Below are 14,192 nucleotides of genomic sequence, written 5' to 3' on the forward strand. Positions count from 1 at the left end.
TCGTGTAGACGACGACGTAGAAGAGGAGCGCGCCGAGCGCGAGGGCGGCCGACAGCCAGTTGATCAGCAGACCGAAGAACAGTCGGGCGGCCGGAGCTACTTTGACGACACTCCCTAGGGCGGTGGGGGGTGCGGAGGCGGGCGATCAGGAGGTCGGGGTCGCGCAGCGACGCGCGGCAAGCGGACCGTACGGGGCACGGGACTCTCCTTCTCGACCGGACACGGGAGCGCCAGGGGACGAGGGTCCAGAACAGCATGATTCGGTGTGACCATCGGCTCTTCACACGGCTGGAGAGCCAGACATCGCCTGCGTGGCCGAAGCCCCGGGCAGCCGGCGCCGTACGCCTCACCCGCGTGCGTACGCGCTCACTTCCTCGCCCGAACCGGCCGCCGGAGCAGATACACGGCCGCGGTCGAGACGAGCACGGCCATGCACGCGATGAACACCAGCCCCGCACCCTCCAGGCCCATCGGGTCCGCCAGTACTCCCACACCGATCACCGGCACCGAGATACCCGCGTAGGCCACCACGAACAGCGTCGAGACCACCGATGCGCGGCGGTCCGGGGGAGACGCCCCGGCCACCGCGGCCAGCGCCCCACGAAATGACAGCCCCTGCCCGGCTCCGCCGACGAGCGCGCTCAGTACCACCAGCGCCAGCATGTCCCACCGCAGCGCGCCCGCGAGCAGCGCCAGCCCGGCGAAGAGCCCGGCGCAGCCCAGCGGCAGCGATCGCTCCACCCCTACCCGGCCGACCGCCAGCTGTCCCGCGGTCGAGGCGAAGAAGGCGAGCGCGACGACCAGCCCGCTCACGGCGTGGTTGTCCACGTCCAGGGACTGCGCGAGGAATGCCGGACTGACCGAAGTGAACACTCCGAACAGCGCGAACCCCACGAACGAGGCGATCGCTGCGGGCCCGAACACCGCCCGCACCTGCACGGGCAGGCCGGGCCGCTGCGGCCGTACGGTGCTCAGCGGCCGCCGTTCGCGTACGGTCTCCGGCAGCCACAGCAGGACGGCGGCCGAGCCGGCCAGCAGGGCGAGGTGCACGGCGAACGGCAGGTACAGGGGCCAGACGGCGTACTGCGCGAGCACTCCGGCGAGCAGCGGACCGCAGCCCAGCCCGCCCATGTTGGCGGCGGTCGCCACGAACGTGGCCCGCGAGACGCCGCCGTTCGGTGCCAACTCCATCACGTACACCGTGGCGGCCCCGGTGAACAGTCCGGCGGACAGTCCCGACAACAGCCGCCCCGCGTACAGCCAGCCCAGTCCGGTGGCACTGAGGAAGCAGACGGCGCTCACCGCCGCGCACCCCAGGCCCGCCAGCAGGACCGGCCGTCTGCCGATGGCGTCCGAGGCGTTGCCCGCCAGGAGCAGCACACCGATGACCCCGAAGGCGTACACGGCGTACACGACGGTCACCATCAGCTCGGAGAACCCGAACTTCTCCTGGTAGAGGCTGTACAGCGGGGTCGGCAGCGTGGTGCCGGCCATGCAGACGGCGAACACCGCCCCGCCGAGAAAACAACGGCGCCACCCTCGGCGATCACTGTCCATGCCGCCGACGGTAACCCCGTCCACCGCACCGCACCGGCGCGGCGCGGCCGACCCGGCTGTTCACGTCCGGGCGGACAGGGCCGCGAAGTAGCCGGACAGGGCCGCCGAGGTGTCGGCGAGGGGGAAGCGGGCGCCGAGCTGCCCGTCCGGGCGGACGAGGAAGCCGGTCGGGCCGTCGGGACGGTAGAGCCGGGCGAACTGCCCGGAGGCGTCGCGGTAGCCGGGGACGGTCAGGGCGTCGAGGGCGTTCGGTGCGGCCTCGCGCGCGAGGACGGCGACGGTCTCCAGGTCGGGCCCGTCGGGCCCGTCGGGCCCGTCAGCCCCGGCCAGGCCGGCGGTGTCGGCCGCGTACAGAAGCAGCACGTGCCCCGTGCGGCTGCGCAGGACGTCGAGCAGGCGCAGCGGATAGGTCGCGACGGGCGAGGTCAGCCCGGCGCAGTCCGGGGCCCGGTCGCCGGGCTGGGGCGCGTCCGGCGGCCCGTACGGCGCGCCGGCGAGCGGACCGCCCCGGTAGCCGACGAGCAGTTGCGCCTCACGGAGCATCTGGGTCCGCGGGGCCGATGCGTTACCGGGCTCGACCTCCATGCCGTGGGTGGCGTGGCGGACCGTCCGGCCGACGACCTCCTCACCGACCGGGCGGCGTTCGGCGTCGTAGCTGGCGAGCAGGGCGGGCCCGGCCTCTCCACGGACGACGAGGGCGAGCTTCCAGGCCAGGTTGCAGGCGTCCTGGATGCCGGTGTTCATGCCCTGAGCGCCGGTGGGCGGGTGGATGTGGGCGGCGTCGCCCGCTACGAAGACCCGGTCGTCGGCGTAGCGGTCGACGATCCGGTGGCTGATGCGGAAGACGGACGACCAGCGCATGTGGGACAGGGCGGCCGGCCTGGGCGAGAGGCGGTCGACGACGGCCTGGATGTGGGACAGCTCTGGGCCACGGCTGCCGTCCAGGCCGTGCGCGACGCCGTCGCCCTGCGCGGGCGCCCGGTCCGTGGCCCGGGTGGAGAGTTCGGGCGGGACCAGCATCGACATGCGGTAGCGGCCCGCGCCCGGCAGCGGGATGCAGACCAGCACGTCGTCGGTGGAGCCGTCGTCGGCGCGGTGGCTCGACCGTACGCCGTATCCGTGCGGCAGGTCCCAGTCGGCCTCGACGTCGGCCAGCATGTACTCCTCGGGGAAGGCGCCGCCCTCGAAGGTGAGGCCCAGCCCCTTGCGGACGGCGCTGTGCGCGCCGTCGCAGCCGATCAGGTAGCGGGCACGGACCTCCTCGGCGGCGCCGGACGGCGTGCGCAGCCGGGCGGTGACCCCGTCCGCGTCCTGGGTGAACGACAGCAGCTCGGTGTTGCGTTCGATGGCCGTGCCCCATCCCGCGACGTACTCCTCCAGGAGGCGCTCGGTCTCGTACTGCGGCAGCGCGGCGAATCCGTACGGCACCTCGGGCGGCAGCGAGAGGTCGATCCGCGCCTGCTCCCGGCCGTTGACGTAGACCAGCTGGCCACGCAGCGGAACGGCAGCCTCCAGAACGGTGCGGGCCAGCCCCATCCGGTCCCAGATCTCCAGGGTGCGCGGCTGGATGCCGACCGCCTTGGCGTACGGGAGGCGGGCCGGCAGCCGGTCGACGAGACGGCACCGCACCGCGTGGCGGCGCAGTTCGGCGGCCGCGCTCAGCCCGACCGGACCGGCGCCCACGATCAGTACGTCGGTGCTGCGGGTGTGCGCCACGGGCGCCTCCCAGCGTCGCCTGGCCTCCGGTCGGTCTCACCCCCCATGGTCGCCCGGCGAAGCACGGACGGCGAGCCGGGGACTCCGCCATCTCGCCGAACACTTCCTTCGCCCTGGGACTGGCCGTGCAGAACACCTGGATCCTGCAGAACCCGTCATTCGCCGGCTATGCGGGAACCGTCGCCTATCTGCCGTCCAAGAAGATCGCGATCGCGACGGTGGCGACCCAGGGCCCGGGCAGCACCGTCCAGAACGCCAGCACCGAGTTCCTGGTGTCGATCGCCAACCACCTGACTCCGGACCGGCCCCTGTCCACGACCTGACGACCAAGGGGCAGAAGCCGGTTGTCAGACCGCGGACATAAGGTGAGGCCAGGTCAGAACGTGTACACGGGGAGCGGGACAGTGCGAATCGAGCGACACCGGGTGGGCCGAGCCATGCTTGAGGCGGCTCGTGAGGACTTCACCAACAGGATCGGCCGGCAGATCCATTCCATGTCGAAGGCGGGCCCGATCACCGCCTACGACTGGTGGATGATCTCGGAGGAGTTCCTCGACTACCTCGGCGCGCTCTCCGTCGAGAACCCCGACCTTCACACCCCCGAGGCCGAGGCGGTCCTCACGGACGCGACCGAGGCCGCCGCCGGCGCGGTGGCATACGCCGCGTACTACCCGTACGCCCCCTTCCACGTCTTCCTCAACTACGTGAACTGGGGGATCGGGTACGAGCACGAGGCCGACGGCAGCCCCGAGCCCGTCACCGCCCACCAGTTGGTCGACGCCTTCTGCCTGGCCGTGCTCTCCGGCAAGACGGGACACCACGGGGAGGCATTCCACTTCGCCCGCCAGAAGGCCCAGGAGGGGAAGGCCTGGCTTCCGGTCGTCGAGCTCGTCAACGGCCTGATGGCGTACGTCAGCGGAGACCTCGGCGACGACGAGCAGAACGTCCCGCCCTCCGAGGAGGAGAAGCTCGCCGCGCTCGACGCCGCGCTCACCCGGATCCACGACCGGGCGGGCGCCGGCGACCAGGAGGCGCTGAGCCGGCCGCACAGCGTGGCGCTGCGCGCCCTGCGAGCCCTGGCCACCGGCGACCAGGACGCCTTCCGCACCGAGCTGACCGAGCTGCTCCTCCCGTACGGCGCCCTGTCCGGACCCGGGACCACGGCCCGCACCCTGCTCCCGCTGCTGCCCCTGGCCCTGGCCGCTCTCGCGTACCGCCGTGAGGGCTGGCAGCCGCCCGTCGACACGGCCTACCTCCCGCGCGCCCTGGTCACCGGCTTCGAAACAGCGGGTCCCCGGGTCAAGGAGTTCGGCCGCGACAGGCGCGCGGACGCGGTCGCCGAACTGGCCGCCGGTCCCCTGGTGGTCGAGCGGCCCGAACATCCTCAGCCCATACACCCGGACAGTGAAGCCCTCGTCGAGCAGTACACCAGAGAGGCCTTCACGCCTGAGGCCGGGGAGACGCTTGATGCCGGGCGGCTGTCGAGCGCGATGAACTACCAGAGCATCCACTTCCAGGCACGCGCCTCTCACTCGGCCGATGCCACGGACCCGCAGATGGAGAACCTGCGCCTCGCCTCACAGCTGGGCGCCGCGCTCTTCAGGGCCACCCTCGCCGAACCCGGCGCCACAGCCGAGGTGACCATCGACGGAAACACGCTCGCCTACCCCGCCTACCACGGCGACGAGGCCGGCCCCGGCGCGTGGCAGACCGCCACCAACCTCGCCCTGATCACCGGCCGCCGCGAGGACCTCGCCGCGCTCGTCCTCAGCGGCGCGAGCCGGCTCGAGGGAGACGGCTCGGCCTGCGCCTCGTACCGGCAGGCCCTTCACGACTATCTGCGGGGCGGCGAGGCCGAACCCGCCGCGGAACGCGCGGTGCGGGACTGCGAGAAGGTCAAGGGCTGGGGCTTCTTCCCCCCGCCCGGCGTCCTGTTGTCCCAGCTCGTCGAGGGCGACGAGGAGAGTTTCAATCTGGCCCTCGCCGACGCCCTCGAAGCACACCGCGACCACTACCAGGTCGCCGACCGCACCACCGGCTCCGACGCCGCGATCAACCTCGACGTGCTGGCCCTGACGTGCCACGCTCGCCGCCGGGGCTGGAGCATCAGGGTCTCCTCCCCCTATCTGCCGCGCCGCCTCGTGCAGGGGGCCTGAGCCGACCTCACGCCGTGAACGAGCCCGGCGGCTCGGGTTGCCGGCGGCGGTGCCCGTGATGTGAGCGGACGTGTGGTAGGGGAGTGGCTCCGTTCGAGTGGCGTGACCCGTTCGCCTGTCGGAAAGAGCCGACGGGGCATGCGGTGCGTGCTGTTCTGGACGCACGGCCCGACGGTCGTACGCGGGCCCGCCCGCTGTTGTAGGCAGGCGTGCCCGAACAGCGAAGGAGGACTGAATGTCTCGTCACCAGGACAGCCAGCGAACCGGAAGCACCGTCAGGAAGCTGCTCTGCGCAGTGGTTTTGTTCCCGGCTGTACTGTTCAACATCTCCGGCGCCCACGCTGCCGCTTTCCATTCCAAACCCCGCACCGACTGGGACGCCATCGCCCGGTGCGAGTCCAGCGGAAACTGGCGCGCCAACACGGGTAACGGCCATTACGGAGGCCTGCAGTTCACACAGTCGAGCTGGAAAGCCGCCGGAGGCCGCAAGTACGCGCCACGAGCGGACCTCGCCACCAAGGCGGAGCAGATCGCGACCGCCAGGAAACTCGCCTCGATCCAGGGCATGGGAGCCTGGACATGCGCGCGCCGGTAGGCAAGCCGGTGGTCATCTCCGCTTCGCCGCGGAGCCGTCGTCCGTGCTCATAGGCACGCCGTCCGGGGCAGCCCTCCACGACGTCGCGCCGCGACGGGAGGGCGGTCCTGCCGCTCGGCGCGAAGCGACGATCAGCAGTCGGGCGAGCGCGGGGTTCGTCGCCCTCACGCGAGGAGCCTTCCTTGGCGCATCGACAGGACGCGGTCGCAGAAGTGCCGGACGACGGCCATGTCGTGGCAGATGAAGAGGTAGCCGAGGCCGAGCCGTTCCTGGAGGTCGAGGAGGAGGTTCAGGATTCCGGCGCGCAGCGAGGGGTCGAGGGCGGATACGGGTTCGTCGAGGACGAGGAGGTCCGGGGTGCTCGCCAGGGCGCGGGCGATTCCGGCGCGCTGGCACTGGCCGCCGGAGAGCTCGTGGGGCCGCCGCTCACCGTGGGAGGTGTCGAGGCCGACCAGATCGAGGAGTTCGGCGACCCGGTCCGGTCCGGTGGCGGCGGACCAGCGGCCCTGGACGCGCAGCGGTTCGGCGATCTGATCGCGGATGCGCCGGCGCGGGCTGAGCGAGCCGTACGGATCCTGGAAGACGGGCTGTAGCCGAGGCCGGACGGGGCGCAGTTCCCTTTCGCTCAGGGTCGTCAACTCGCGTCCGTCGAACCAGACTTCGCCACTGTGGGGGCGGCGCAGCTGAAGGACGGCGGTGGCGGTGGAGGACTTGCCGCACCCCGACGGGCCGATCAGTGCGACCGTCTCTCCGGCACGCACGTCGAAGGACACCCCGTCGACGGCGGTCGCCGATCCGTACCGGACGACCAGATCGCGGACGTCGAGCAGCGGGTTCATACGGTCTCCAGCAGGTCGAGGTGACAGGCGACTTCGCGCCCGTGCGGTTCGTGCGGGCCCCGGAGCCCGTGCGGTACGCGCGGTTCGGGCCGTTCGGCACGGCAGCGGGCGGTGGCGTGCGCGCAGCGCGGCGCGAAGGCGCAGCCCGGCGGCAGGGCGCCGGGCGCGGGAGGCTGTCCGGGGATGACGGGCAACCGGGTCTTGGGGTCCTGCCCACCGGAGGGGAGGGAGGCGAGCAGGGCCGCGGTGTACGGGGCCAGGGGCCGCTCCAGGACCTGGTCCACCGGCCCTTGTTCGGCCAGCCGTCCCGCGTACATGACGGCCATGCGGTCGGCGTGCGTCCGTACGACGCCGAGGTCGTGGGTGATGAGGACGAGGGCCGCGCCGGTCGCCGCGCACCGCTCCGCCAGGACCCGCAGAACCCGGTCCTGCGTCTCGGGGTCGAGGGCGGTGGTCGGCTCGTCGGCGACGACGAGCTCGGGCTCGTTGACCGTGGCCATGGCGATCACGGCACGTTGGCGCATGCCGCCGGAGAGTTCGTGCGGATGGGCGGCGGACCTGGCGGCCGGGACGCCCACCTGTTCCAGGGCGGCCCTGGCCCGCCCGCGCGCCTCGCTCCTCGACAGCCCCTGTACGGAACGTACGGCCAGGGCGAGTTGGTCGCCGACGGGGTGGACGGGGGAGAGGGCGGACAGCGCGTCCTGGGGGACGTACGCGATGCGCCTGCCCCAGTGCGCGGCGGTCACCGCCTCGCCGTGCAGCAGCACACGGCCGGACACCGTCGCGCCGCGCGGAGCCATGCCCAGCAGGGCGCGGGCGGTCAGTGATTTCCCGGCCCCCGACTCGCCGACCAGGGCCAGGACCTCCCCGGGCCGCACGTCGAACGAGAGGCCGCGGACGGCTTCGACGCCGCCGAAGCCGATGCGCAGATCGCGCACCGAGAGGAGCGGATCAGACCGCAACGGGAGTCACCTTCTTTCGTGTGCGTACGGGGCCTGCGGCGCGGCCCTCCCCGCGCGCCGACAGGGACACGGCGAGCGCGGCGAGCAGGGCCAGGGCGACGACGGGGGCAAGCGCGGCGACCGGTGCCCGCTCGACGTAGTCGGCGGACTCGTCGAGCAGCAGGCCCCACTCGGGCGACGGGGGCTGGGCGCCGAGCCCGAGGAAGCCGAGCGAGGCCAGGGCGAGCGCGATGCCGGGCAGGCGCAGGACCGCGTGGCGGGCCACCGGCGCGGCCACCGCCGGCAGCACGTGCCGGGTCAGGATCCAGGCCGGGCTCGCGCCGATCGCCCGCTGGGCCGGCAGGAAGCCCGAGGCCCGCACCTCCTGGGCCAGCGCGGCGGCGTGTGCGGCGAGCGGAGGCCAGGAGATCAGCGCCACGGCGAGCGCCGCGCCACCGGTGCCCGGTCCGGTCGCGGCGGCCACCAGAATGCCGACGATCACCGGGGGGAGCGCATTGGCGATGTCGGACAGCCCGGCGGCGACGTTCGGCAGGAAGCCCAGGGCGAGCGCGGCCACGTAGCTGAGCAGGCAGACGGCGGCGGCCGTGCCGACCGTGGAGGCGGCCCCGTGCCCCAGCCGGCCCAGCACGTCGCGGCCCAGAGCGTCGGTGCCGAGCGGGTGCCCCGGGGAGGGCGCGGCGAGGCGGGCGGCGGTGTCGATGGCGAACGGATCCCGCAGCAGTCCCCAGCCGACGACTCCGACGAGGACCACACCGAGGACGACCGGGACGGCCGGGGGCACCCGCACCGGATGCGCGGCGGGCAGGGTGAGAGCCGCGTCGCGCAGCGCGGGCCCGAGCAGGCGGCGCCGCAGCGCCGACGACAGGGCGCCCACCAGGAGGCCCAGTGCGAGCAGGGCCAGGACCGAGCCCTGGAGCAGCGGCAGATCCTGGGACTTGGCCGCGCCGAGGGCGCTGCGGCCGAGCCCCGGGATCGCGAAGATCGTCTCGACGGCGACCGCGCCTCCGGTCAGGCCGACCGAGACCATCCCGAACTGCGGCACCAGCGGCGGCAGGACGCGCCCCAGCGCGGCGGCCGCGACCCGGCCCCGCCCGACGCCCGCGCCGCGCCAGAGCTCCACCCAGCGCTCCTCCATGACGGCGGGCAGCGCGTCGCAGACCAGCCGGCCGAGGAGGCCGCCCGCCGGGATGCCGAGCGCGAGCGCGGGCAGCACGAGATGGGCCGGACCGGTCCAGCCCGAGGTGGGCAGCCAGCCCAGCCACACGGCGACCACGATCAACAGGAGGGTGGAGAGCAGGAATTCGGGCAGGGCGGCGACGATCGAGGCCGCCGCTCCCGAAGGGCGCCGCTCGCGGATCAGGGCGGGAGCGGCCAGCGCCGCCCCCACCAGCAGCGCGATCAGCAGAGCCGCGGCCATCAGCGCCAGTGACACCCGCAGTCCGGCGGTCACCGAAGGCAGTACGTCCGTGCCGGACACCCAGGAAGCCCCCAGATCGCCCCGCACCAGACCGGCCGCCCACTGCCCGAGCAGGCCGAGCGGTCCCGCGTCGAGCCCGAGGTCCGCGCGGATGGCGTCCAGTGCCTCTGCCGTCGGCTCCTGCTCGGCGGACCTCGCGCGCAGCAGGCTGAGCGCCGGGTCCCTGCCGGACAGCCAGGGCAGGAGCCCGACCGTGGTCAGTACGGCGGCCAGTGCGGCCGCCCTGGTCAGTCCCGCTCTCATGTGACGGACGTGACGTACGTGTCGATCGTGACGAGTTCGCGCTCGCGCGGGTCGTGCGCGGCGCCGATGACGTGGGCGGCGTCACCCTGGACGACTCGCTCGTGCAGCATCGGCACGGCCGCGTCGGTGGCCAGCACGGCCGCCTCTGCCGCGGCGATCGCCGTGCGCCGCGCGTCGCCCACCACACCGTGCGAGGCGGCGGTCAGCTTCGCGTCGACGGCAGGGTCGGCGAGCTGGGAGATGTTGAAGGAGCCCTCGCTCGCGAAGTCGCTGTAGAGGTATGCCGCCGCGTCACCGGAGTCGAGGACGGTGGCCCGGGACAGGATGAACGCGTCGAACTTCCCGGCCAGCGCGTCCGCTTCGATGTGGGCGTACTCGCGGACATCGAGCTTGACCTTGAACCCGACGGCTTGGAGCTGCTGTTGGAGGATCTGCGCGACCTCCGGCAGTTCGGCCCGGTCGGTGAACGTGCCGATCGTGATCTCGGCTCCGCCCGGATCGCCGGCCGCGGCGCGCTGAAGGGGCTCGCGCAGCTTCGCGGCCCACGGCAGGGCGGGCCCGAGGAGGCCGTGGGCGACGTCGGCCCGTCCCTCGTAGACGCTCCCCACGATCTTGTCGGCGTCGATGGCTCCGCGCGCCGCCGCGCGAAGCCCCGCGTCCTTGAAGGGGCCGCTCCCGGTGTTGAGGTAGAGGGTGTTCGTACGGGGCATCGGCACCTGGGTGATCAGTTTCTGGTCGAGCAGCCTGGCCTGCGAGACCGGCACCGCTTCCACGATGTCGGCCTCGCCGCTGCGCAGCGCGGCCGCCCGAGCGGTGCCGTCCGGCACGAACTTCACATCGATGCCGGCGGCCTTGGCCTTGCCGCCCCAGTGACCGTCGTAGCGGTTGAGCGTAGCCGTGGCGGTGCCGCCCACCTTGACGAGTTCGAAGGGACCGGTGCCGGTGCCGACCGGGCTCACCGTCTTGCCCTGGTACGCCTTGGCGGCCAGGATCGACAGCTGCGGCGAGCTGAGGCGCTGCGGCACGAGAGGGTCCTGGGTGGCGGTGGTCACGGCGACGGTGTGCGCGTCGGTGGCCCGCACCGAGAGGTCGACGCCGTCGAGGATACGGGGCTTGGGCATGGCACGCGCGGCGGCGGCCAGCGACTTCACGACCGACTCGGCGGTGAGTGCGGTGCCGTCGTGGAAGGTCACGCCCTCGCGCATGGTGAAGGTCCAGGTCGTTCCGGACTGCTTCCAGGCTGTGGCGAGCGCGGACCGGGCGTTGCCGTCCGCATCCAGCTTGACCAGTGTCTCGGCGGTGGACCAGCGCGACAGCTTGAAGGCGTCGTCGGAGAGCGGCGACAGCCCGGAGCGCGGCGGCTGCATCATCGCGACGCGGATCCGGCCATCGCCGGAGCCGTCGGCGCTCGAACCGCCGTCCACGAAACAGCCGGTGAGCAGGAGGGAGGAGGTGCCCAGGGTGATCGCGGACAGCAGACCGCGGCGGAATATGCGGATATTTTCTGGCAGGTGCAACGGGTCCCCAACGGGATGTGAAGTGCGGTGGTGAGGAGACCCTAACAGAATGACAATCATTTTCAGAAAGCCGTGCCGGGTGCCGGCCGGTGCCCGCGCTCTCATCGGGCCGAGGGCAACCCCGCGGCCCGACGGCCCGGGCCGGGCGCCGGGCCGGCGCCCAGTGGGCTCACGCCACGCCCGGGTCGGCCGGAACCTTCCACGGACGGCTCAGCTCGGCCACCGGTCGGCTTCATCCCGTCTCGTCACGGATCACATTGCGGTGTTCCTCGTAGACGAGCCGGGCCTCGTCGCTCGGCAGCGCCTCGGTCACGAGGCCGCAGGCGCACGTGACGACGGTGAGGCCGGACAGAGCGCGCAGGGTGTGCCCCTCGTGGCTCGTCCAGGCTTTCCCCGCCGGGTTCTCGTAACGGAGGTTGTGGCGGTAGTGGCGTGCGCGGACATCGGTCGGGGCGAAGCCGGCGCTGGTGCCGTCGAGGGGAAAGCGCTGATCGTTCATGGCTCCAGTGTGGTGCTTCAGGAGCAGATCCGGCTCGAAGGAGCACGCGCGCTTCCGGCCGGCCCCGACCCGAGGCCCGAGCCCCTGCCACGGGAGCTCTGCGTAGTCGGGCGGACGGCTGTGGTACCGGGGGCGCCGGCGGCCGGCGGGACCGCCACCGGTCGACGGCGGTCGGGCGCGGGAGGAGCATGGGAAACGGGGTACTCGCGCGTGTCGGACGTCGAAGGAGTGGCCATGTTGGAAGGCGCCAAGGCATTCAGCGGATTCTCGGTCGACGACCTGGGCAAGGCCAAGGAGTTCTACGGCGAAACGCTCGGTCTTCGCGTCTCGCAGGACAAGGGCATGCTGTTCCTGAACCTCGCGGGCGACAACAAGGTCCTGGTCTATCCGAAGGACAACCACCAGCCCGCCACCTTCACGATCCTCAACTTCCCCGTCGATGACGTCGAGGAGGCCGTCGACCAGCTCACCGCGCGGGGAGTCCGGTTCGAGCGGTACGAGGGGTTCGAGGCGAACGAGAAGGGCATCGTCAGCCAGGAGGACGGCATGGGTTCCATCGCCTGGTTCAAGGACCCGGCGGGCAACGTCCTGTCCGTCCTCGACGAGTCCCCCGGGTGAGGGGACGGCGACGGCACGACCTGAGCCGTACTGTCGCCGCCCGTGCCGTCACCGCCCGAGTGGACCGTTCCCGCCGACGGCCGGCGCGCTGACCTCCTCCTCTGCCTCGATAGGGCGAACCACGACGGCCGGGTGTTCGGGGCGACGGGTGTTCGGGGAAGTCAGAGTGGATGGACGTCGCAATCATGGGGCACTACCGCGCGGACCGGCTCGTCACGGCGCTCAAGCGCCGTGGCGCGCAGCGGATCTGGCTGTGCGGTCCCACCGATGTCCGGGCCCACCTGGGCACGGATGTGGGCTATCGGCACCTCGCGGCAGAGGCGGGCGTCGACGAGATCCTCGCTCTGTGGGCGGACACCAGCGCACAGGTGGTCGTGCCGAGTCTGTACCCGCTCGAACAAGAACAGCTCCTGCACGCGCTCGCCGTGGCGGGACATCAGGCGAACGGTGCTGACCTGCACGTTCATGTCCACTCGCGGGCGTTCGCCGAGGCCGTGTCGGACAAGGTCCTCTTTCACCGTCTGGCACTGGAACGCGGCTGGCCGGTGCCCGACGGCATCATCTGCGAGAACCGGGCGCAGGTACGCGCGGCGCTGCACGAGCTCGGGCCGCCGGTCATCGTCAAGACGGGCCGGTCGGTCCCGTGGCAGGGACGCTGGTACCTCACCGAGGCCGAGGGCCTGACCACGACGCAGGGCATGGACTTCCCCGTTGTGGTCCAGGCCTTCTGCAAGGGTGAGGAGTTCGGCATCGAGCTGTTCACCCACGAAGGGCGCACGCTCCGGTGGCCGGTCGCTTCGTTCGGGTCCCTGGACGAGCGGTGCAAACCGGGATGGCGCACTCGGGTGATGCCCACCGGGCTTCCGGAAGCCGCTCGGCGTGGCCTCGACACCTTCATCGCCGACGTCACCGGTGCGATCACACCGCGCGGAGCGTGGCAGATCGACCTGGCTGTCGAGGCGGGGGAACTGCGCGTCCTGGAGGTCAACGGCAGGTCCGGAGGGATGGCGCATCTGAGCCGGGCGGTCACCGATGTCGACCCCTACGAAGTCCTCGCCGCCGCGGCTGTCGGTGCCCGGCCCCCGTCGCCCGCGGCCGTGCGCGCCGCCGCCGAATTGCCTCTGCGTATCGGCGCGGACCTGCCCGGCATCGGCAACGGAGTGATGCGGGTCGAGGTGGAGGAGCCCTCGCCCACCGAGCCCTGCCTGCCGTCCCACTTCAACCGCACCCTGGTCGTGGCCGACGACAGGACGGTGCTCGCCCGCTGGATCCGTCGCGTTCCCCGAAGCGCCTGGGCCGATCAGGCCGTGGAAGCTGCCGGAGACCACTGACGGGGGCGGTGCGCCGCACTGCCCGGAGCTGCTGTCGTACACCGCTCGCAGGACCCCGTTCGGCTGCCCCGCCCGCGCGTGCCTCCCTGTCCGGGACAGTCCTGGACAGCGAGGACGCTTGTCGCGGCGGGGGCCGGCGCACCAGGCTCCTCGGCGACCGAGGCCTACACGCCTCAACGACATCAGGGGAGTTCGATGACCAAGCGCATCTCATTACGGGCCGCCGCCGCGCTGGGCGGCGCCGCGCTGATCCTCGGCCTGGGAACCACCACGGCCTCCGCCGCGCCGCAGGCGCGGCCGGGCGGATCCGTCACCGTGCCGAGCGCCGACGCGGTGTGCGACATCCGCTTGCGCGTGTCCGAGAACTACGCCGGCTTCACCGCCGGCTACAGCTGGGCCTGGAACGTCGAGGTCGGCCCCGGGGCCACCGGCAACCGGGTGCGGGAGATCCAGTGCCTGGTCAACAACCACGCCTACTACCCCGGCCCGAAGGTGTCCGTCGACGGGCAGTACGGCAGTGCGACCAAGGCCGCGGTCCGGACCCTGCAGAGCAACTGGGGCGGGATCGCCGCGGACGGAATCGTCGGCCCGGCCACCTGGCGCGCCTTGCGCAGCGCCTGAGCGCGGACCCACGTGGACACCACCGTCCGCGTCCACGTCTGCCTGGGCGCCAAGTACCGCG

Annotated in this window: 13 protein-coding genes; 6 read left to right on the forward strand and 7 right to left on the reverse strand. The window is 72.5% G+C overall.

Annotated features, from left to right (window positions below):
• Positions 1-366: 366 nt before the first annotated feature.
• Together ACWDYJ_RS08730 and ACWDYJ_RS08735 are read right to left on the reverse strand one after the other, a co-directional pair.
• On the reverse strand, positions 367-1,557 hold the full coding sequence (locus ACWDYJ_RS08730; protein ID WP_451564774.1) for an MFS transporter: 1,191 nt from the start codon (positions 1,555-1,557) through the stop codon (positions 367-369).
• Between the two features lie 60 nt (positions 1,558-1,617).
• Positions 1,618-3,273, reverse strand: a complete 1,656-nt coding sequence (locus ACWDYJ_RS08735; protein WP_451564775.1) for an FAD-dependent monooxygenase — start codon at positions 3,271-3,273, stop codon at positions 1,618-1,620.
• A 125-nt stretch (positions 3,274-3,398) separates the two neighbouring features.
• On the opposite strand from ACWDYJ_RS08735, the gene ACWDYJ_RS08740 reads away from it, so the two are divergent.
• The 3 genes from ACWDYJ_RS08740 to ACWDYJ_RS08750 all read left to right on the forward strand — a co-directional run bounded on the left by ACWDYJ_RS08740 (position 3,399) and on the right by ACWDYJ_RS08750 (position 6,024).
• The gene (locus tag ACWDYJ_RS08740) at positions 3,399-3,596 is read left to right on the forward strand and encodes a hypothetical protein (protein ID WP_451564776.1); all 198 of its coding nucleotides are present in this window, start codon (positions 3,399-3,401) and stop codon (positions 3,594-3,596) included.
• Positions 3,597-3,710: 114 nt separating this feature from the next.
• Entirely contained in the window at positions 3,711-5,429 is a 1,719-nt protein-coding gene (locus tag ACWDYJ_RS08745) for an Imm49 family immunity protein (RefSeq protein ID WP_451564777.1), read from the forward strand.
• Between the two features lie 235 nt (positions 5,430-5,664).
• Positions 5,665-6,024 carry a transglycosylase family protein gene (locus tag ACWDYJ_RS08750; RefSeq protein ID WP_451564778.1) on the forward strand — a complete coding sequence of 120 codons (360 nt, stop codon included), beginning with the start codon at positions 5,665-5,667 and terminating at the stop codon, positions 6,022-6,024.
• Between the two features lie 164 nt (positions 6,025-6,188).
• On the opposite strand, the gene ACWDYJ_RS08755 is transcribed toward ACWDYJ_RS08750, so the two are convergent.
• The 5 genes from ACWDYJ_RS08755 to ACWDYJ_RS08775 form a co-directional block, all read right to left on the reverse strand.
• A complete protein-coding gene (locus tag ACWDYJ_RS08755) occupies positions 6,189-6,863 on the reverse strand; it encodes an ATP-binding cassette domain-containing protein (protein ID WP_451564779.1) in 675 nt (224 codons plus the stop codon).
• Positions 6,860-7,825 (reverse strand): ABC transporter ATP-binding protein, encoded by a 966-nt coding sequence (locus ACWDYJ_RS08760; RefSeq protein WP_451564780.1) that lies wholly within the window; start codon positions 7,823-7,825, stop codon positions 6,860-6,862. Before ACWDYJ_RS08760 ends, ACWDYJ_RS08755 begins: the two co-directional genes overlap by 4 nt.
• On the reverse strand, positions 7,815-9,545 hold the full coding sequence (locus ACWDYJ_RS08765) for an ABC transporter permease subunit (protein ID WP_451564781.1): 1,731 nt from the start codon (positions 9,543-9,545) through the stop codon (positions 7,815-7,817). Before ACWDYJ_RS08765 ends, ACWDYJ_RS08760 begins: the two co-directional genes overlap by 11 nt.
• Positions 9,542-11,056 (reverse strand): ABC transporter substrate-binding protein, encoded by a 1,515-nt coding sequence (locus ACWDYJ_RS08770; protein ID WP_451564891.1) that lies wholly within the window; start codon positions 11,054-11,056, stop codon positions 9,542-9,544. The genes ACWDYJ_RS08765 and ACWDYJ_RS08770 overlap by 4 nt, the downstream gene beginning before the upstream one ends.
• A gap of 238 nt (positions 11,057-11,294) precedes the next feature.
• Positions 11,295-11,561, reverse strand: a complete 267-nt coding sequence (locus tag ACWDYJ_RS08775; protein ID WP_451564782.1) for a hypothetical protein — start codon at positions 11,559-11,561, stop codon at positions 11,295-11,297.
• A gap of 234 nt (positions 11,562-11,795) precedes the next feature.
• Here ACWDYJ_RS08775 and ACWDYJ_RS08780 point away from each other — a divergent pair, with 234 nt between their 5' ends.
• From ACWDYJ_RS08780 to ACWDYJ_RS08790, 3 genes are all read left to right on the forward strand, one after another.
• A complete protein-coding gene (locus ACWDYJ_RS08780) occupies positions 11,796-12,179 on the forward strand; it encodes a VOC family protein (RefSeq protein WP_451564783.1) in 384 nt (127 codons plus the stop codon).
• A 170-nt stretch (positions 12,180-12,349) separates the two neighbouring features.
• The gene (locus ACWDYJ_RS08785) at positions 12,350-13,510 is read left to right on the forward strand and encodes a hypothetical protein (protein WP_451564784.1); all 1,161 of its coding nucleotides are present in this window, start codon (positions 12,350-12,352) and stop codon (positions 13,508-13,510) included.
• Between the two features lie 195 nt (positions 13,511-13,705).
• Positions 13,706-14,131, forward strand: a complete 426-nt coding sequence (locus tag ACWDYJ_RS08790; protein ID WP_451564785.1) for a peptidoglycan-binding domain-containing protein — start codon at positions 13,706-13,708, stop codon at positions 14,129-14,131.
• Positions 14,132-14,192: the final 61 nt, after the last annotated feature.

It is taken from the genome of Streptomyces sp. NPDC003042, assembly GCF_053591315.1.